Source organism: Campylobacter concisus, assembly GCF_002912895.1.
Classification (GTDB): domain Bacteria; phylum Campylobacterota; class Campylobacteria; order Campylobacterales; family Campylobacteraceae; genus Campylobacter_A; species Campylobacter_A concisus_G.
Window position 1 is genome coordinate 17,045 of record NZ_POZX01000035.1, and the last position, 20,104, is coordinate 37,148.

General features: G+C 38.8%; 19 protein-coding genes. 1 reads left to right on the plus strand and 18 read right to left on the minus strand.

The window, feature by feature from the left end:
• Nucleotides 1-51: 51 nt before the first annotated feature.
• The 17 genes from CYP51_RS10000 to CYP51_RS04545 all read right to left on the minus strand — a co-directional run bounded on the left by CYP51_RS10000 (nt 52) and on the right by CYP51_RS04545 (nt 16,151).
• The gene (locus CYP51_RS10000) at nt 52-183 is read right to left on the minus strand and encodes a hypothetical protein (RefSeq protein ID WP_258032788.1); all 132 of its coding nucleotides are present in this window, start codon (nt 181-183) and stop codon (nt 52-54) included.
• Nucleotides 176-979: a DNA-methyltransferase gene (locus CYP51_RS04470; protein ID WP_258032789.1), complete on the minus strand. Its 804-nt coding sequence runs from the start codon at nt 977-979 to the stop codon at nt 176-178. The genes CYP51_RS10000 and CYP51_RS04470 overlap by 8 nt, the downstream gene beginning before the upstream one ends.
• Entirely contained in the window at nt 972-1,790 is an 819-nt protein-coding gene (locus tag CYP51_RS04475) for a type II restriction endonuclease (protein ID WP_103624533.1), read from the minus strand. Before CYP51_RS04475 ends, CYP51_RS04470 begins: the two co-directional genes overlap by 8 nt.
• Nucleotides 1,783-1,983 (minus strand): DpnD/PcfM family protein, encoded by a 201-nt coding sequence (locus CYP51_RS04480; protein ID WP_103624534.1) that lies wholly within the window; start codon nt 1,981-1,983, stop codon nt 1,783-1,785. Before CYP51_RS04480 ends, CYP51_RS04475 begins: the two co-directional genes overlap by 8 nt.
• On the minus strand, nt 1,983-2,696 hold the full coding sequence (locus CYP51_RS04485) for a hypothetical protein (protein WP_103624535.1): 714 nt from the start codon (nt 2,694-2,696) through the stop codon (nt 1,983-1,985). The genes CYP51_RS04480 and CYP51_RS04485 overlap by 1 nt, the downstream gene beginning before the upstream one ends.
• Nucleotides 2,693-5,953, minus strand: coding sequence for a carbamoyl-phosphate synthase large subunit (gene carB, locus CYP51_RS04490; protein ID WP_103624536.1), 3,261 nt, complete (start codon nt 5,951-5,953; stop codon nt 2,693-2,695). The genes CYP51_RS04485 and carB overlap by 4 nt, the downstream gene beginning before the upstream one ends.
• The gene (mreC, locus tag CYP51_RS04495) at nt 5,953-6,708 is read right to left on the minus strand and encodes a rod shape-determining protein MreC (RefSeq protein ID WP_084109149.1); all 756 of its coding nucleotides are present in this window, start codon (nt 6,706-6,708) and stop codon (nt 5,953-5,955) included. The genes carB and mreC overlap by 1 nt, the downstream gene beginning before the upstream one ends.
• Nucleotides 6,698-7,735 carry a rod shape-determining protein gene (locus tag CYP51_RS04500; RefSeq protein WP_021090637.1) on the minus strand — a complete coding sequence of 346 codons (1,038 nt, stop codon included), beginning with the start codon at nt 7,733-7,735 and terminating at the stop codon, nt 6,698-6,700. The genes mreC and CYP51_RS04500 overlap by 11 nt, the downstream gene beginning before the upstream one ends.
• Before the next feature lie 9 nt (nt 7,736-7,744).
• Nucleotides 7,745-8,977, minus strand: a complete 1,233-nt coding sequence (gene clpX / locus CYP51_RS04505; RefSeq protein ID WP_021090629.1) for an ATP-dependent Clp protease ATP-binding subunit ClpX — start codon at nt 8,975-8,977, stop codon at nt 7,745-7,747.
• Nucleotides 8,977-9,765 (minus strand): acyl-ACP--UDP-N-acetylglucosamine O-acyltransferase, encoded by a 789-nt coding sequence (lpxA, locus tag CYP51_RS04510; protein WP_103624537.1) that lies wholly within the window; start codon nt 9,763-9,765, stop codon nt 8,977-8,979. Before lpxA ends, clpX begins: the two co-directional genes overlap by 1 nt.
• Before the next feature lie 21 nt (nt 9,766-9,786).
• Nucleotides 9,787-10,233 (minus strand): 3-hydroxyacyl-ACP dehydratase FabZ, encoded by a 447-nt coding sequence (gene fabZ, locus CYP51_RS04515; protein WP_021091063.1) that lies wholly within the window; start codon nt 10,231-10,233, stop codon nt 9,787-9,789.
• A 111-nt stretch (nt 10,234-10,344) separates the two neighbouring features.
• A complete protein-coding gene (locus CYP51_RS04520; RefSeq protein WP_103624538.1) occupies nt 10,345-11,421 on the minus strand; it encodes an epoxyqueuosine reductase QueH in 1,077 nt (358 codons plus the stop codon).
• A gap of 26 nt (nt 11,422-11,447) precedes the next feature.
• Nucleotides 11,448-12,197 carry an ATP-binding cassette domain-containing protein gene (locus CYP51_RS04525; RefSeq protein ID WP_103624539.1) on the minus strand — a complete coding sequence of 250 codons (750 nt, stop codon included), beginning with the start codon at nt 12,195-12,197 and terminating at the stop codon, nt 11,448-11,450.
• Entirely contained in the window at nt 12,194-12,874 is a 681-nt protein-coding gene (locus tag CYP51_RS04530; protein ID WP_103624540.1) for an ATP-binding cassette domain-containing protein, read from the minus strand. The genes CYP51_RS04525 and CYP51_RS04530 overlap by 4 nt, the downstream gene beginning before the upstream one ends.
• The gene (locus tag CYP51_RS04535) at nt 12,871-13,671 is read right to left on the minus strand and encodes an ABC transporter permease (protein WP_103624541.1); all 801 of its coding nucleotides are present in this window, start codon (nt 13,669-13,671) and stop codon (nt 12,871-12,873) included. Before CYP51_RS04535 ends, CYP51_RS04530 begins: the two co-directional genes overlap by 4 nt.
• Nucleotides 13,668-14,606 carry an ABC transporter permease gene (locus CYP51_RS04540; protein ID WP_103624542.1) on the minus strand — a complete coding sequence of 313 codons (939 nt, stop codon included), beginning with the start codon at nt 14,604-14,606 and terminating at the stop codon, nt 13,668-13,670. The genes CYP51_RS04535 and CYP51_RS04540 overlap by 4 nt, the downstream gene beginning before the upstream one ends.
• A gap of 12 nt (nt 14,607-14,618) precedes the next feature.
• On the minus strand, nt 14,619-16,151 hold the full coding sequence (locus CYP51_RS04545; RefSeq protein ID WP_103624543.1) for an ABC transporter substrate-binding protein: 1,533 nt from the start codon (nt 16,149-16,151) through the stop codon (nt 14,619-14,621).
• Between the two features lie 172 nt (nt 16,152-16,323).
• Here CYP51_RS04545 and CYP51_RS04550 point away from each other — a divergent pair, with 172 nt between their 5' ends.
• Entirely contained in the window at nt 16,324-19,632 is a 3,309-nt protein-coding gene (locus CYP51_RS04550) for a DUF748 domain-containing protein (RefSeq protein ID WP_103624544.1), read from the plus strand.
• Here the strand turns inward: CYP51_RS04550 and CYP51_RS04555 are convergent.
• Entirely contained in the window at nt 19,629-20,033 is a 405-nt protein-coding gene (locus tag CYP51_RS04555; RefSeq protein ID WP_103624545.1) for a hypothetical protein, read from the minus strand. The two genes, CYP51_RS04550 and CYP51_RS04555, sit on opposite strands and share 4 nt — an antisense overlap.
• Nucleotides 20,034-20,104: the final 71 nt, after the last annotated feature.

The window sequence follows — 20,104 nt, forward strand, 5'->3', positions numbered from 1 at the left end:
CAGCAATACTTTAAAAACAGTTTAGCTATAAGCTAAACTGCCTTAAATTTATTATTTTTTAGATAAATACTCTTGCAAGCTTTTTACCTCAAGTGCTTTGCCAGTTTGTACCGAGCTTAGTGACTTAGCGGCTGCAAGTGCTGCGCGGATCGTTGTGAAGTATGGGATCTTAAATCTAGCCAAATTTTAAGCTCTCAAGCATTTTTAAATCACTAAATTTATCTCTAAATTTTATAAAATTTGCTTCTAGCTCAGCCTTTCGCTTAAGTGCTATATAAATAAATTCCTGCTCTTTTTCGATACCAACAAAATCTCTACCTAACAAATTTGCAGCTATGCCAGTTGTTGCTGAGCCTGCAAAAGGATCACAAATGACACTATTTTCATTACTTGCCATCAAAATAAGCCTTATCAAAAGCGAAAGTGGTTTTTGTGTAGGATGCTTACCGCATGCTTTCTCCCAAGGAGCGATCGCAGCAAAACTCCACACATCTTTCATTTGCTTATCTCTATTTATCCGCTTCATAAGCTCGTAGTTAAAGATGTGCTTATGTTTCTCATCTTTTCTAGCCCAAATGATCTGTTCAGTGCTATGTGTTAGATACCTGCAGCTAAAATTTGGCGGAGGATTGGTCTTTTGCCACGTAATGATGTTTAAAATTTTATAATCAAGCTTTTGAAGCGCTCTACCTATAGAAAAGATGTTGTGATACGTCCCACTTATCATCACGCTACCGTTATTACTAAGTGCGTTTTTAGCGAGTTTGAGCCATTCTAGGTTAAACTCATCAATTTCATCGATATTTGTGCCCTCATCCCACTTGCCTTTATTTACACTAACTATCTGTCCATTTTGGATACTAAGCCCGCCATTAGAAAGAAAATACGGCGGGTCGGCAAAAACGAGGTCGAACTCGCCTTTAAATTTAGCTAGTTCGCTAAAGCAGTCGCCATTTATGAGCCTGAAATCGTTATACATTTTTAAGCTCATTTATAAAAAGGTGCAAATTTGCAAGGTTATAAATCCTTACACACTTATAGGCCTCTTGCAGCTTATTTCTAGCATCGTGCCAACCCCAGCCATCAGTGATCCAGATAAATTTATACTCTGGCAAATAGGAGATCCTTTTGGCTATTTCGATGTAAGCTCTTGCTACTTCGTTTAATTTCGAGCCACCGGCACTATAAAAATTTGCTTCGATTAGATAAGTGATATTTTGTATGCAAGTCGCAAAATCAAATACCTTCACATCACTACCTAAATTTAATAAAAAATTTGAGCTTGATACTTCAGCTTGAAAGCAGATATTTTCAGAGCGAAACCTTTCTGAGATTAAATTCGCAAAATTTTTTCCACTGCGGTTTTTTCTGGCGTTTGTGTCAAGTCCAACCTCTACGCCAAACACATAATCACATAAATTTTTAATTTTTCTATCCTTGAAAATTTCATCAAGTCCAGTCTCTAAAAGAAAGTTGTAAATTTTCTCTGGCTCATCAAAATAACTCTTTAACTCAAGTAAACTGCCGCTTGAACTCACAACTTTTCTACCACTTTCTCGAACGGCAATTAGTAAATTTAGTACCTCAAAACAGCTTCGATATTCTTTAAAAAGCGTGAAAATATCTGTTTTCAAATCTTTTGAACCAAGCAAAGAATTTAAAGCATTAAGTTTGATAGCGACCTTCGCAAGGTTCTTAGAACATTTTTCAAAATCACAAAAGTAGCCAAGTGTGGCATTTGTCTCTTTTAAACTTGCCATAAATTTATCAAAAGGAGTTATATTATTCATTTTTTACCTTGATCTTTTGGCTTACTTGTGGACAATATTTAAATTTCACCTCAGTAAAATCATCAGCTCCAAGCACGATCTCACTCTTTTCATAAGCCTTTTTGGCGATCTTACATGCCTCATGCTGATCTTTTGCTTTAAACTTTATCTTTTTACTTAAAATTTCAGTTATCTCAACTTCAAATTCTTTCATTAAATTCCCATTTTAATAAATGCTTGCTCACTCTCTCTTTCAAGCTGCCTTGATATATCTTCGTAGCTAGCAAATTTTACCTTTTGAGCTATCTGTTCGTAGATGCTAGCCTTCAAAACGCTTTCATACTCTCTTTGCCTCTTTTTGTCTGCGACTATAAACATTCTAGCATTAAAGTCTTGAAGCTCAAAAAATTTGTTTAGTGAATTTTTAAAGTCTGTACTATGTTCAACTTCGTAAAATGAGTTTGGTAAATTTCTTTTGTTAAACCATATTGCATCTATTGTTTTTGCTCTTTTAACGATATCTTCATAACTAAATTTATATATCTCACTCAAGCTCGCAAGCTCGAAAAGTTTCTTATCTGATTTATAAATTTTGTTCTTATCTTGAGCTGGGATGAATGTTTGAAAATGTCTTAAATTTCCTATCTCAACAATAACGCCTTGAAAATAAGAATGTGTAAATTTCTCATTTTGCTCACTCTTACTATCACCTGTTTTAGCTAAATTTTTATCCCTAAACTCACAAAGTCCCCAAAGTCCGGCTCTAATCTTATAAAATTCTTTATTAGTCTGTACTATCCGTCTTATACTAGCAAATGGAGTTTTACTACCCCAAGTGCTAACATCAGTTTTATGATAAAGATCAAAAAGCGTTGCCATGCCACCAAGGCTAGCTAACGCTTCTACTACGCACTCTTTTTGGTTCATTTCTCGCTTAGATACTCTTGCAAGCTTTTTACCTCAAGTGCTTTGCCAGTTTGAACTGTGCTTAGCGACTTGGCAGCTGCAAGTGCTGCGCGGATAGTTGTAAAGTAAGGAATTTTAAATCTAAGCACGTTTTGACGGATCTTTTTGCCATCATCTACGCTTGATTTTGTATCGCTTGTATTTATAACAAGTGCGATATCGCCGTTTTTAAGCCTATCTTCGACGTTTGGTCTGCCCTCGCTTATCTTATAGACAAACTCTACCTCCACACCAGCTTCACTTAAAATTTTATGCGTACCACCAGTTGCTATAATGCTAAAACCAAGTGCTATTAGCTCTTTTGCAAGATCAGGCGCGTAAGATTTATCAGCGTCGGCTAGCGTTAAAAATACCCTGCCTTTGCTTGGCAAAGTGTTGCTAGCAGCGATCTGGCTCTTTGCAAATGAGCTTGCAAAGTCGTGGCTGATACCCATGACCTCGCCCGTGCTCTTCATCTCAGGACCAAGGATGAGATCGGCGCCACTTAGCTTGTTAAATGGCAATACACACTCTTTTACACAAATATGCGAATTTACGCGAGGCTTTAGGATGTCGCCGTCCTCATAAACAACCCTGTAATCATCATAAAATTTAAGCGCCTCACGTAAATTTCCCTGCCACATAACTCTTGTCGCTACCTTTGCCATAGGCACGCCAGTAGCCTTACTCACAAACGGTACAGTCCTACTCGCACGAGGATTTACCTCGATCATATAAAGCTCATTTTCATAGATAGCAAACTGGATATTCATAAGGCCAACAACGCCTAAATTTAGCGCGATATCTCTGGTTTGTTTCTCCACTTTTTTTATCATTTCTGCGCTTAAACTCATCGGTGGCAATATGCAAGCTGAATCACCAGAGTGAATTCCAGCCTCCTCGATGTGCTCCATTATAGCACCTATATAGACCTCTTTACCGTCACATATCGCATCTACGTCGAGCTCTTTTGCGTCTTGTAAAAATTTATCAAGTAGCACTGGTGAGTGGTTGCTAACCTTTACCGCCTCATTCATATACTCTTTTAGCTCGCTCTCGTTATGCACCCTTCTCATCGCCCTGCCGCCTAGCACGTAGCTTGGGCGAACTAGCACTGGATAGCCGATATTTGCGGCCTTTTGCAAGGCTTCTTCTAGGCTAGTGGCGGTGTCATTTTTAGGTTGAAGGACGCCTATTTTATTTATAAATTCGCTAAATTTCTTTCTATCCTCGGCTACATCGATCACTCTTGCAGTTGTTCCGATGATCTTTGCACCGATCACGCTTAGTCGTTTTGCAAATTTAAGCGGAGTTTGGCCGCCAAAATGCACGATCACGCCGTCTGGCTTTTCGCGCTCGATGACCGATCTCACGTGTTCAAAATCAATCGGCTCAAAATATAAAATATCACTCGTATCGTAGTCGGTTGAGACGGTTTCTGGGTTGCAGTTATACATTATCGTTTTTATGCCAAGGTCTCTTAGGGCGTAGCTTGCATGCACGCAGCAGTAGTCAAACTCTATGCCCTGACCGATCCTGTTTGGACCGCCACCTATTATCATCACCTTTTTAGCATCTTTTGCCAGCTCTTTTTTAGGAAATTTTGTGATATTTGTAGATGAGTAGAGATACGGCGTTAGTGCCTTAAATTCGCCCGCACAAGTATCAACCTCGTTGTACTCAAGCTCGATGCCAAGCTTCTGCCTAGCAAAATAGATATCATTTTGGCTAAGCTCAAGATCGTCTTTTTCATTTATAAGCACAGCTATCATCTTGTCTGAAAAACCCATGCTTTTAGCCTCACGCAGCAACTCCTCGTTGTTTAAGATATCCATGTCGATCTTATCTTCAAATTTAACTATCTCATAAATTTGCTCTAAAAACCAAGGATCGATCTTACTAAACTCATGCACCTCGGCCACGCTATAGCCATCTCTAAAGGCTTGAGCTAGATATAAAATTCTTCTCTCGTTCGCATTTCTGATGCCATAAACCAAAGCGTTTTTCTCTAGGCTAAGGCTATTAAATCCGCAAAAATCGCGCTCTAGACTGCAAAGCGCCTTTTGGATACTCTCTTTAAAGGTCCTACCTATCGCCATAACCTCGCCAACTGACTTCATCGCAGTGCCTAGATATGGGTTTGATCCTGGAAATTTCTCAAATGTAAAACGTGGAATTTTTGTCACTATGTAGTCAATCACCGGCTCAAAGCTAGCAGGCGTGCCAGTGATGTCATTTTTGATCTCATCTAGGCTAAAACCAACGGCTAGAAGCGTAGCTACCTTTGCGATCGGATATCCAGTAGCCTTACTTGCAAGTGCAGAGCTTCGGCTCACACGTGGATTCATCTCGATAACGATCATACGGCCAGTTTTTGGATCTATGGCAAACTGCACGTTGCTGCCACCAGTATCAACGCCAATCTCACGAAGTATGGCAAAGCTTGCATCACGCATAGCCTGATACTCTTTGTCTGTTAGCGTTAAAGCTGGTGCAACCGTGATGCTATCGCCTGTGTGAACGCCCATTGGGTCAAAATTTTCGATCGAGCAGACTATGATGCAGTTATCGTTTCTATCTCTGATGACCTCCATCTCGTACTCTTTCCAACCAAGCAAGCTCTCTTCTATTAAAATTTCATGTATCGGGCTTGCGTCAAGGCCAGTGTTGGCTAACTCTTTAAATTCGTCCATATTATAAGCCACGCCGCTTCCTGCGCCACCAAGCGTATAACTAGCTCTTATTATGAGCGGAAAACCTATCTCATTTGCCGCATTTAGCGCGTCGTCCATGTTGTAGGCATATCTACTCTCAGGTAGATCCATGCCAATCTTTTGCATAGTTGCTTTAAAAATTTGTCTATCTTCGCCCTTTTTTATCGCTTCTGGGTTTGCACCAAGAAATTTGACATCCTTTAAAAGACCGCTCTCAAAGACCTCCATAGCGGCATTTAGCGCCACTTGACCGCCCATCGTTGGCAAGATAGCATCAATATTTTCTTTTTCGATGATCTTTAAAATGCTATCTTTTGTGATCGGTTCTATATACGTTGCGTCGGCGAAATTTGGGTCAGTCATGATGGTGGCTGGATTTGAGTTGATAAGCACTACGCGGTATCCAAGCTCTTTTAGCGTCTTGGCCGCTTGCGTGCCTGAGTAGTCAAATTCGCAGGCTTGACCGATGACGATAGGGCCTGAGCCGATTAGCAAAATGGTATTTATATCTGTTCTTTTTGGCATCATTTTTCCTTTGTTACAACGTATAGATAGTTTGGTATGTTTAGCTTTGCATAGGGCTCAACTATCACGCTTTGATAGGAGCTCTCTTTTAAAATTTTACTCACGCGCCCTACTGGCACTCCACTAAAAAATATCCCATCAAGCCCGCTCGTAAAGACCTCATCGCCCTCTTTTGGGCTGAGCCATTGTGGGATAAATTTCACCATTATTTGGCCTTGATTTCCATGCGCGACGCCTGGAATTTTGTCATTTCCTATATAAACTGCAAATATACTTTTTGGATCATTTTGCAAGTAAGCTAGTGGCTTGCCATCTTTTGCGATGACGATGCCAGCGCTATTTCCTTGATAGATGAGCCCGTAAATTTTATTTGGGTCATATCCTTCAAACTCGCTTATCCAAATTTTATTATAATCCCCAATATGCACGTAGCTAAGCCCTTTTACTAGCTTTACAGCTGGGGCGTAGGCAGTTGAGTTTTTATCTTTTAAAATTTGATTTAGCTCGTTCGCAAAAGTAGAAAGAAGCGTGGCTGAGCGCTCTAGCTCTTCATTTTGCGCTCTTAGTTTTTCTATCTCGCTAGCCTGCCTAAAATATTCGTTTATATAGTCTTTCACACTTTTAGCAAAATTGTCGTATGAATTTGTAGCATAGTTACTAAACCCAATAGAAAGATTACTTAAAATTTCTCCCTTGAAAACTGAGGCCGTAGCAAGCAATGCTATAAAAACAAAAAGAACAATCTTACTCTTCATTTGTCAGCTGTTGTAAAAGCCCAATCTCTTCAAGTGCCTTGCCAGTTCCTCTAGCAACCGCAAGGAGTGGCTCATCTGCTACAAAAACTGGAAGTTTAACGATATCAGATAAAAATTTATCAAGCCCCCTAATAAGAGCACCGCCGCCAGTTAGTACGATACCAGTCTCCACGATATCGCCCGCAAGATCAGGTGGCATCATCTCAAGCACGGTTTTAAGCGCATCTGCGATCTCTTTTAGTGGCTCTCTCATCGCCTCTCTTACATCTTCGCTTGTTAGCTCGACTCTACTTAAAAGACCACTTACTTGGTCGCGTCCTTTTACCACTACGCTTAGCTCTTTTTCAAGCTGCACAGCAGAACCTACAGCAATCTTTATCTCCTCGCCAGTTCGCTCACCTATTAGTAGGTTATATTTCTCTTTTATGTAATTAACAATACTAATATCAATCTTATCTCCAGCTGTGCGGATTGATTTTGAAATAACTAGACCACCAAGCGAGACAACACCTATCTCAGTCGTACCACCACCGATATCGACTACTAGGTTACCTTGTGGCTCACGGACTGGTAAATTTGCGCCGATTGCTGCTGCCATAGGCTCTTCGATCAAAAATACCTCTCTTGCTCCAGCACTTAAGGCACTTTCTCTAACAGCTTTTCTTTCGACCTGAGTTAATCCATAAGGAACTGAGATGATGATCCTTGGGCGTAGAAAGCTTTTTCTTTTGTGAGTCTTTTCTATAAAATAGCGTATCATGCGCTCAGTCATATCAAAATCCGCAATAACGCCATCTCTCATCGGCCTTATCGCCTCGATATCGCCTGGAGTTTTTCCTACCATCTCTTTTGCAGCATGTCCGACCGCTAAAATTTTTTGTTTGCCATATTTCTCACGCCTTACCGCAACAACAGAAGGCTCATTTATTATTATGCCTTTATCCTTTACCAAAACAAGTGTATTCGCCGTACCGAGATCTATGCCCATATCACTTGAGAAAAAACCTATAACCTGATCTAAAAACATCTATTTCCTTTACGCTATTTTCTTATCATGCTTTATTAAAATTGGCTTTGCCTTATCTTTTACAGTCTCTTTTGAGATAACAATATCATACTCTTTTAACTCTGGCAGCTCATACATTATGTCCGTCATAAGCTCTTCCATTATACTTCTAAGCCCTCTAGCTCCGGTCTTTCGCTCGATAGCAAGGCTCGCTATCTCTTCAAGTGCTTCATCATCAAATTTAAGCGTAGCACCATCAATCGCACAAAGCTTTTGATATTGTTTTAGTATCGCATTTTTTGGCTCGGTTAAAATTTTAACCATATCTTCTTTTGTTATCTCATTCAAAGTAGCTACTACGTGAAGTCTACCAATAAGCTCTGGGATGAGGCCATATCTTACAAGATCGTCTGGCTCAAGTAGGCTTAGTAAATTTTCTTTTTCGTTTTTACCACGTTTTTCTTGGTTAAATCCAAGTACGTTTTTACCAACCCTTCTCTCAATAATATCAAGAAGTCCGTCAAATGCACCGCCACAAACAAATAAGATATTTGTCGTATCTATCTGGATGAAGTCTTGGTTTGGATGCTTTCTGCCACCTTTTGGTGGGATATTTACAACACTTCCTTCAATGATCTTTAAAAGCGCTTGCTGTACGCCTTCGCCTGAAACGTCCCTTGTGATGCTTCTATTTTCACTCATTCTAGCGATCTTATCGATCTCATCGACAAAGACAATGCCCTGCTCCGCCTTTTTCACGTCACCATTTGCGGCTTGCAAGAGCCTTGTTAGGATATTTTCAACATCCTCACCGACATATCCAGCCTCAGTTAGGCTTGTTGCATCGCAAATCGCGATAGGCACATCAAGAAATCTCGCTAAAGTCTGAGCCATCAACGTCTTACCACTTCCAGTTGGGCCAACAAGTAAGATGTTTGATTTTGAAATTTCAGTGTCATCTTTGATATCACTTTGTTTAAAAATTCTCTTATAGTGGTTATATACGCCGACGCTAAAGACCTTTTTAGCCCTATCTTGACCGATCACGTAGTTATCAAGTACAGCTTTTAGCTCCTTTGGAGTGAGCTTTTGATACTCTATCGTTTCGTCATTTTTACTCTCTTCTACACTAGTATCTCCATGTATCATATCGTATGCAGCAGCGATACAATACTCACATATATAGGCATTTCCTTCGATATCAGCGAGTAATCTTCTCTCAGCAGACTCAGCCTCGCCACAAAAATTACACTTTCTAGCCATTAATCTCTTCCTTTTGCAAGCGGAATTCCTCTTGTCGTTTCTAATATAAATTTACACATTTTTTTAACGTTTTCATCGCTGGTTTTTGCTATTAGCTCGTTTGCTTGATCTTTTAGGCTAATGCCTTGATTAAACAAAAATTTATAAGCGCGAACTAGCTCTTCAACCTGCTCTTTGTCAAACCTGCGTCTAATGCCAACCAAATTTAAACTTCTTATATAAGCTCTGTTGCCCTCAGCTAGGCAAAATGGCACTACATCTTGGCTAAGTGCGCTTGCACCTGCTATCATGCAGCTTTCCCCAACTCTAACAAACTGATGAATAGGCGTAAGACCGCCCACAACAGCATAGTCGCCAAGCTCGACATGGCCTGCTAGAGTTGCGTTATTTGCCAAAATGACGTTGCTACCGATGATGCAATCATGTGCGATGTGAGAATATGCCATGATAAAGGCATTATCGCCGATCCTTGTGATACCATCACCCTTGTGTGTACCTGAGTTTATAGTGCAAAACTCACGTATAGTTGCGTGCTCGCCGATGATGACGCCAGTGTCGACCTCATCTTTATAGCTGATATCTTGCGGGATATCACCTACGATCGCATAGCTAAATACACGAGAGTTATCGCCGATTTTAGTCTTGCCAAGCACCCTTGCGCCTTGCTTTATCGTGACGTTGTTGCCAAGGACCGCATCTTTACTTACAAACGCATAAGCCTCGATATTTGCGTCATCTCCAATGATCGCTCCATCTTCTATAACGGCTGTTTGGTGGATATTTTTCATTGTATCTCTTTTTCTTAAAGCCTATTTATCGACTATCATCGCTTTTAGTTCAGCCTCAGCGCAAAGTGCGTCATCTACGTATGCCTTGCCTTCAAGCACCCAGATATTTCCTTTGTGCTTTAGCACGTTTAGTCTATACTCTAGTCTATCTCCAGGGCGAACAGGATGGCGAAATTTTGCTCCGTCTATACTCATAAAATAGACCACTTTATTCTCGATACCAGCTTGGTGCTCGTCGCTCATGCTCTTAAAAGCTAGCACGCCACCAGCTTGAGCCATGCCTTCGATTATCATAACGCCTGGATATATCGGGTGACCTGGGAAATGCCCCTGAAATATCGGCTCGCCAATGGTTACATTTTTGTAAGCTACGATATTCTTAGCTGGCTCTAGCTCGACAACTCTATCTATAAGTAAAAATGGAAATCTATGTGGGAGAATTTTTTGAATTTCTACGACGTCTATCACGTTTTAGCCTTAGTAATGTAAATTTTTGGCGATTGTAACAAATTTATACTAAGAAAAAAATTATTAGCCTCTCTTAAAAATCTCTGAAATTTAGCTTTGATTAATTTAAATTTAGTGCTCTAAAACCAAAATTTCTTCGCTGTCGTTATAAAAAACAGCCTTTGCGTAAATTTCGTAGCTGCCCTTTTTGACCTCGTCTAAGACGATGATAGGATTTTGCGAAAACTCCCCGCTTATATCACGGCGAAATTTCATCTCAGCGCCAAGCTCGAGCGGCCTTTTGCAAAGCTCATCAACGCTTTTAAATTTGCTGTTTGTAAATTTATTAAAGCAATCTATACTCATAAAGATTGTGCCCTCTTTTAGCTCATCATCCATTTCGCAGGAATTTTCTACATTTAGCTTCAAATTTTCTCTTTTAAAGCCAGAGTAGAACACAAAGTAGCTTGGTATCACAGCCGCTTCAAATTTAACACTAGCGCGCAAAAGTCTGTAGTTTAAAAATCGCCTTCTAAAAAGGTGAAATTTCTCACCTCTCGCCTCGCACTCGCACACCTTTTTATAAAGCTCAAGCCTAGCTTCTATGCTGCCATAAAGTGCCCTTGCGTGTAGCTCGCTCATTAGCTCACTTTGGGGCAAATTTTGCGAGTCACGCTGTTTTTTTAGCGCAAAGACGCAGCCGCAATAATTTTGGTGATAGAGCTTATCTTTTTTAGCGAGGATAAACTGCTCGCTCGTGCCGCCATTTTTTCTATAATCAACCGTAACAGCCTCTAAATTTGAGCCAGCTACCGCCTCATCAAGCGCCTTTTTAAGCTGAGAAAAGTCCTTTTTTGGGCTCATCAGAAGTGTCGTCGTGATCTTACTAAGTCCTAGCTCAAGCGCCTTTTTAGCAGAGTCTTTCATACGAAAGTCAAAGCAGTACTCGCACCTTTTGCCCTTTTCTGGCTCATCTTCAAGCCCCTTTGTGCCACCAAGCCACGCTTCATAGTCGTATTCGCCGCATATTAGCTCGATACCAAGCTTCTCGCAGCTTCGCTTGACATCCTCAAAACGCAGTAAAAATTCGCTATATGGATGTATGTTTGGATCGTAAAAATAGCCTATTATTCGTTCATTTGGATGATCTTTTCGTAGGCGCTGTAAAAAGTAATGGCTATCGACCGAGCAGCAGATGTGAACTAGCAAATTTGACCTTTTTTGCTTACATTATATCAAAGTTTGGCGTCATAAAATTTAACTGCGCCAAGGTATTTTTTAAGGACATTTTGGCTTGTAAGATCATCAAATTTACCAAAAGCCACTTGCTTGCCAGATTCGATTATTAGCACCTTTTGCGCTATCTTCATCGCACTTAAAATATCGTGCGTAATAAAGATGATACTGATCTTTTCATCCAAACTTAAAAGCAAATTTATGATCTTTTGCTTTGTCTCGTTGTCAAGTCCACTTGTTATCTCGTCGCAGATTAAAATTTTTGGCTTTGAAAGAAGTGCCAGCAGTATCCCGATCCTTGTCGCCTCGCCGCCACTTAGCTGAGATGGATATTTTTCTAAAATTTCATCTTTTAAATTTAAATTTGCCAGAAGTTCTTTGAGCTCATTTTCGCTAAAGCTAAGCTTAAGATATGACCTCACGTGAGCGATCGCGGTTTTTACTTTTAGCGCTGGATTTAGGGCTTGTTTTTGGTTTTGCAAGATATATCTGATATCTTTTTTGAGCTCATTTTTGTCCGTAATCTCCTCATCGTTTATATAAATTTTGCCCCCACTTTTTTGCTCGCTAAAGGATATAAGCTTTGCAAGCGTGCTTTTGCCGCTACCACTTTGACCCAAAATGGCTAAATTTTCGCCATGATTAAGCTCGTAATTTATCCCCTCTAAAAGGTGCAAAACTTCAGCTCTAGCGTTAAAATGCTCCTTAAAGCTTAAACTTTTTGATACGTTTTCAAGCCTGATTTTCACGCATTTTCCTTTAAATTTAGCTGCCCATCTCTCATTTGCCAAATTTCATCACTAAGATAGTTAGTTAGCGCCTCATCGTGTGAGATAAAGATGACGCTCATCTTACCTTTTAGGCTCTCTAAGATGCCCGCCACGTGGCTACCGCTAATGCTATCAAGTCCGCTTGTTATCTCGTCGCAGATTAAAATTTTTGGCCTCAGGCAAAGTGCAAGAGCTATCTGCACGCGACTCGCCTCACCACCACTTAGCTCGTATGAGTATTTGTGCCAGATGAGATTTGCATTACCCAGCCCAAACTCCCTAAAATAAGCAAATGCAAGCTCTTTATTTGTTTTATTATCGCCACCAAGATAGGCGTTAAAGTGATCGCCCACGTTTAAGAGCGGATGAAGGCTTGCAACTGAGTTTTGAAAAACGAGCGCAGCGACCTTTTTTCGGTGCTCTTTTAGCTCATTTTGACTAAGTTTTAAGATATCTTTTTTATAAATGCTAAATTTATCCGCCCTCACTCTAAATTCATTATCAAAAAGCCTTATTAGGCTCTTTGCAAAGAGCGATTTGCCGCTGCCACTTGCACCTGTGATACCTATAAATTTACCCTCACTCATACCAAAATCAAGCTCACGCAAAAGCTTTTTATCCTTATAAAAAACGTTTAAATTTTTAATCTCTATCATATTTTTATATTGCCATTTTTTGAATTTGACGTGATAATCGAGGTTGCAAGGATGAGCAAAAAGAGCGTCACACCAGGGAAAAGTACCATCCACCAAGAGCCAAGAAAAAGCGCCTCTTTGCTCTCATTTAACATGATGCCAAGGCTTATTTTATTTGCGTCGCTACCCACGCCAAAAAAGCCAAGCGTAGCCTCCATGACGACTGCGTTTATCGCGTTTATGCCAAAGATGCTAATTATAAGGTGCTTTAAATTTGGCAAAATTTCAAAGCAAATCAGGCTAAATTTACCAGCTCCATTTATCACGGCTTGCTCGGCGTAGTCGCACTTTTTATTAAGTCTAAAATTTTGCATAAAAACTTTTGCGCCCTGCATAAACGAGCAAATGGCGATGATAAAAGAGGTGATAAGCAGATCTCCGCTACTAAACGAGCTAAAAAGCATGATAAAAACGATATTTGGGATGCTTAAAAAGGCATCAAGCCCCTTGTCAAAAAGGCTCTCGCAAACTCTGCTCTTACTCGTACCAAAATAGGCATATATGAGCGAGAAAAGCGTCGTTAAAAAGCCAGCTAAAAGCAAGATAAGAAGCGAGTTTTTAAGCGCGTAGGCCACTCTTATGAGATTGTCCCTGCCTAGGATGTCAGTGCCAAAGATGTGTTCGCCGTTTGGAGCTAAATTTACCGCCATAAAGTCAGTGAAATTTGGCTCAAATTTAGAAAAAAACGGCGTCACAAAGGCAAATGTGACAAGAGCTAAAAATACAAAACAGGCTAGGAAAAATATGACTTTTCTCATAAATTTCTCTTATCTGCCAAGATAGCGAAAATTTTAGCTAGCAAATTTGCAAAAACGACAAAAACAGCCGTTAGCAAAATGGTCGCAAGTGCGACTGGATAGTCTTTGGCGATCACCGCATCAAGGCTAAGCTTGCCTATGCCTGGAAATGAAAAAATGCTCTCTATGACGTATGAGCCAGCAAAAACGCCAGCTACGAGGGTTGCAAAATAATAGACTATATCGGTGCTTGCGTGCTTTATGGCAAAGAGATAAATTTTGCCGCGCCCCAAACCTCTAGCGTGAGCCGTCTGGATGAAGCCCGCGTTTAGGCTTTGATTTAGCCTGTCTCTTACAAATTTCACGTTTGCGCCAAGGTGAGGCAAGATAATGGCGAGCGTTGGCAAGATGATAAATTTCACCCCAACGCCGCTAGAGCCTAGCTCGTTTGCGCCAGAGCTTGGTAGCACGTTTAGATAGACACTAAAGATCGCTATTAGCACGAGTGCTACGTAAAAATGCGGCAATGAAGCCATCAAAAAGGAGCTAAAATTTATAAAGATATCGGCAAATTTATTCTTATAAATGGCACTTAAAAGCCCCAAGAAAAAGGATAAAAGAGCTATCAGAAAAAACGAAGCAAAAAATAAAATAAGCGAGTTTAAGAGCCTCTCTTTAATGAGTAGCGACACGCTTGCTCCGCTTACAAAACTAGTGCCAAAGTCGCCTGTCACAAAGTGAGCCAGCCACCTAAAATACTGCACGAAAAAGTTATCTTTTAGCCCTAAATTCTCTAAAATTTGCTCTTTTATGGCTAAATTTATCGCCTCACTTCTTGAAAACATCGCGTCAGTGACGTTTCCTGGCAAAAAGTATATGAGCAAAAATAGAAAAAACGAGATAAAAAACAGCAACCCAAGGCTTGAGATCGCTGTTTTTAAAATGGCTCTAAACAAAGTTTTTATCCACTATTTTACTTGCCACTCTCTTATGTTCCATAAAAATCCAGCCCCGTGATGTCCCAAAATTTGCGTCTTGATGCCTGAAATTTTGTTATTAAAGGCGAGCGGATAGTCAAGATAGGCTATAAAAATGTAAGGTGGGTTTTCATGAAGCGCTTTTAGAAATTCTTTATAGTATTTTTTTCTAAGCTCCACATCTTTTGTATATCTTGCGTTTTTTAGAGCGTTATCGACGTTTGTGTCCTTGTAGTGGCTAAAGTTCCAGCCGTTTTCATTTACGCTCACATCGGCAAATCCGCCAAAAATTCTATATGTATGAAAGTCTGGATCAAACGGGCTTCCCCAGCCGATCACGAAGCTATCTACCTTGCTTATGCTAAAGGCTGTTCTTGGCTTTGCGTAGGCTTTGGCTTTTACGCCAAATTTATTTAGCTCGCTGCTTAAAATTTTAGCTAGATTGACCCTTAAGATGTCGTTATTAAAGGCGTAGATGTCAAAGCCAAGCTCCTTGCCGTCCTTTTCAAAAAAGCCAGCCTTGTTTTTCTTAAAGCCGCTCTTTTCAAGCAGTTCTTTGGCCTTTGCAGGGTCGTAGCTAAATTTAAACTCCTCGTCATTTGCAAAGCTTTTTTCTATCGGGTTATTCGCTACGCTTGCATATCCGTGAAATAAGTTTTTAACTATCTCATCTTTATTTACTGCGTAGTTTAGAGCTATCCTTACATTTTTATCTTGAAAAAGAGGATCTTCAAGGTTAAACATCAAAGCTCTATAGTCCGCACTTTTAAATTTAAGTAGGCCAAGTTTTTTATCATCTTTTATGAAATTTACGCCTGTTGGAGAGATGAGCGCAACGTCGATCTCACCGCTTTTTAGCCCAACTAGTCTTAAATTTTCATCGCCAACGATCTTAAAAAATACCTTTTTTATCTTTGGCTCGCCTTTATAGAATTTCTCATTTGCCGCAAATTCCAAGCTCTCATCTTTTTTCCATTTTACGAGCTTGTATGCGCCAGTGCCAATGGGAGCGTCGTTAAATTTATCAGTTGCGATATCTTTGCCCTTTAAAATGTGCTCAGGCAGCACGCCAAAACTAAGCGCGTCAAGAAACGGCGGAAAAGGCTCTTTTAGCGTGATCTTTACCTTATAATCGCCTAAAATTTCAACGCTTTTTACCACCTCGTAGTTTGAGATAGCAGGCGCGTTTAGCTTCTTATCTTGAGCCGCTTCGATGGTAAATTTAACATCCTTTGCGCTAAATTTCACCCCGTCATGCCAAAAAGCATCATCTCTTAGCTCAAAAATATACTCCAGCCCGTCATCACTCACCTGCCAAGACTTGGCAAGCTCTGGCACGACGTGGCTATTTTCATCGTGGCTTGTAAGGCCAGAGAAAACCAACGAAAGCGTAGGATCGTGATCCTCGTCATAGAGTGGATTTATACGAGGTGTTTGCTCCTCGATAGCGACCACAACGGCATTTTCATTTGCATAAGAAAGAGTGCCAAATAACAAAAAAAAGACAAGCAAAATTTTCTTCATCACAACCCCCTTTGTTTAAAAATATTTCTGCATAGTAATACGAATCTTATAAAAGTGTTATTAAGCTAAATGTAAATTTATAGTATAGAAGTTTTAAATTTCTAACTATCTTTTAACCTTTTTTGAAGTAAAATCTCTCCCTATTTTAGACAACAACAAGGCAAATTTTACAATGAAGAAAAATAAAAAAACAGCACTTATTTCAGCCATCTGCGTAGTTTCACTTTTAGTTATTTATACTATTCTTGGATTTTTTGGAGTACCTTATGGCATTAAAAATATCGCTCCAAAATATCTAAAAGACTACAACGCAACGCTTTTTGTGGAAAGTGCTAAATTTAATCCATTTACCTTTGAGCTAAATGCTACAAATGCTGAACTAAACACTACTTCGCCACTTTTTAGCACAAAGCAAATCGATGTCAAGCTAAAGCCATTTTCTATCTTTAAAAAATTAGTTGAAGTTGATATTTTTAGGATTCAAGAGCCAAATGTCAAAATTTTACGAGATAAAAATTCAAAATTTAACTTTAGTAATTTTATAAGCGATGATAACGCAACTACCGAAGACAACAGCACTAGCTCTATAAATTTTGCCCTAAATAACGCAAAAATCATCAAAGGCTCATTTTCATATAGCGATCAAAATTTAACAAAGCCATTTAACGTAAATTTTGATGATATAAACTACGAGCTAAGCTCGCTAAATACGAAGAAAAATAGCGCAGGCAGCCATATTTTTGACTCAAACTCGACTCTAGCTCACAAGATCGATCTAAATGGCGATATCAAGCTAAACCCCCTAAAAATCGAGGGCAATATCAGCATAAAAGACTTTAGCATAGATCCAGTCGCGATTAGCTTTATCGATAACGACACACTAAATCTTAAAAATGCGGTCATAAATTTAGGAATAAATTACGCTTTAATTGCCGACGAGAACGCTACAAGTATAAATTTAAAGGACAGCTTTTTAAATATAAAATCACTAAACATAGATGAGGGCAAAAACGAACTAAGCCTTGGTGAACTAGAGCTTCCAAAATTTGATCTATCAAGTAAAATAACAGACAAGATAGATGCTAAATTAGATTTAAATGCCATAAATTTAAGCGATGTATCATTTAAAAATGCAATAACAGCAAGCTTAAAATCACTAAATTTAAGCAATATTTCGCTTTTAGCAAATTTAAATGAAAAAAATGAGCTAAATGCGACAGCTACACTAAATAGCATAAATGCAAATGCCCTAAAAATAGACGAAATCAGTAAAAATTTAGTAAATCTAAAAGATATAAATGCCTCAAATTTAAATGCAAATTTAGCAAATAACAAAACCACTCTAGCGCTTGAAAAAATAGCGTTTGAAGGTATCAATGCCCCACTTAGTAAAAATGCGAATGCAAATGTGGCAGAGACTAAAATCTCAAATATTAGCTTCACTCAAGATACTAATAAAAGCCTTGCAACTCTTGATGAGCTTAGTATAAATGGCATAAATTTAAAGGCAAAAAATAAAGAAATTTTAGATATCGCTGATGTGCTTACAAAAACGATCAAATTTGATATTTTAAATATGGCTTTGAGTGCTGAGAATATCGATGTAAATAGACCAAAATTTAACTCAGAGTTAAATGATAGTGGATTAGGCGCGATAAACCAGCTTGGGCTTGGTGATAAAGAGCCGGTAAAAACAGCCAATCATCGCACTAAAACTAAAAAAGAGAATACATCAGTTTCAAAAAGTAAAGAAAATGAGTTTAAATTTGATATAAGAAATATCAATATAAATAACGCCAATATCGCTTTGACGCACCTTTTTGAGGGCGAGAAGATTGCTCATAAATTTGATAATTTATTTGTAAAAATAGCAAATTTAAGTAGCGATTTTAGTAAGCCATTTGACGCAAAAGTGGATATGAAAAGCTCGCAAAAGCTAAATTTAGACCTAACTTCAAAGATCAAACTTGGACCCCTTGATATAACTGCTAAAATAAAACTTGAAGATAAAAATTTGCCAAAATATTTTGCCTACGCAAAGCCATTCTTAGAGGCAGACCTTTCAAGTGGAGAGATGAGCGCAAATGCCGAACTTCACTATGCAAAAGATATAAAAGCAGATACAAAGCTTAGCGTAAAAGATATTAGATTAGATGATAAAAATAAAGAAAAGCTAATCGCATTTAAAAGTTTAGATGTAGATAAAATTTCACTTTTTAAAAATAATCTTGAAATTACTGGAGTTGCTTTAAATTCGCCATTTATCAAGGCTCATCTAAGCAAAGAGCGCGAATTTAATCTAAGCAAAATCGTAAAAGAAGATAAAAACAAAGCCCAAAGTGAGCAAAAAGCTGAGAGCAAAAAGATAGCTAGTAAAAAAGATGACGAGCTAAATTTTAGTATCAAAAATTTCTCACTTAACAACGGCGAGGTTGATTTTTCAGATGCGTCACTATTTATGCCATTTGCTACAAAAATTTCAAATCTAAATGGCAAGCTAACTGACATCGATAAAAAACGTCCAAGTTCGGGCGAGTTTAAAGGCACAGTTGGAAAAAATGGCTTTTCTCAGATTACAGCAAAATTATTTCCTTTTGAATTAAAGCAAAATACCGATATTAAGCTTGATTTTAAAGACATCGATCTAATCGACATAACACCATATAGTGGGCAATTTTTGGGCTATAAAATAAAAAAAGGTAAGTTAAATTTAAATCTAAATTATAGCGTTGTTGATTCAAAACTAAACGGCTCAAATCTTATAAATTTTGACACACTCACACTTGGAGAAAAGGTTGATTCAAAAGATGCTGTAAATTTACCACTTTCGCTTGCTATATCGATATTAAGCGATCAAAATAATCAAATAAATATCGATCTGCCAGTTGAAGGAAATTTAGACGATCCAGACTTTAAATATGGCGGTGTCATTTGGGCTGCTATTAAGAAACTCTTTGCAGACATTACGTTAGCTCCGTTTAGATTTTTGGGTAATGCTCTAGGGCTTGGCGGCAAGGATCTTAGCTCTATTGATTTTCTTGCTGGAAGTAGCGAGTTAATAAGCTCAGAAGCACCAAAAATAGCTGATTTTATAAAACTAACTACTGCAAAGCCTATGATGAAACTTGGCATCACGCCTACTTACTCTGAAATAGATGTGCTCTACTTTAAAGAAAAAAAGCTTGATCAAAAGATAAATCAAATAATCGCCTCAAGCGGCAAAGATTATATTACCGTGCTAAATTCTCTCGTTCCAAACGCTAAAGATAAAAGTGATAAGGCCTTAAGAGAAGAGGCAATAAAAGCTATCGAAGTGGATAAGGAAAAGCTGGTTGAGCTAGCAAATGAGCGTGCGAATGCAGTAAAAGAAGCGCTCATAAAAGCTGGGCTTGAGGCTGGTCGCATAAATGTAAATGATGCAACAAGCTCAGAGCCTAAGCAAAACACCTACACAAGCGTGCTTATGGGAGTGACAAACTAAATTTCATTTATTTCGCTGCTTCTTGCGTTGTAAACAAACCAGCTAAGAAGCATGAGCATCATAAATGCGCCAAAGACTAGGCTTGCGTAAAAATATAAGCTAAAGCCTTCACCTAGTAAATTTGCATTGTGAAGAGCGATCATAACGCCAGCAAGTGAAATTAAATAGCCAATTAGCTTGATGATGAAAATTTTTGGATTTACAAGGATGAGTAAAAGCCCGCAAAGCATGACACCAAGGGCTATTTGTAAATTCAAAATGTCAGCTTGAGCACTTGAGCCAAATGTCAAAAAACCAAGCAAAAATATGACTAAAACCATCAAAACAGCATAAACTATCCTGCTTCGTCCAAAGCCGTACATAAAGCAAACAAAGCCTTTGTTATGTTTGTTGTAGTCCATTTTTCGCTCCTATGTAACAAGTTTTTGTATTTTAATGCCAAATTCTTAAATAAAGGCTTTAATCTGAAATT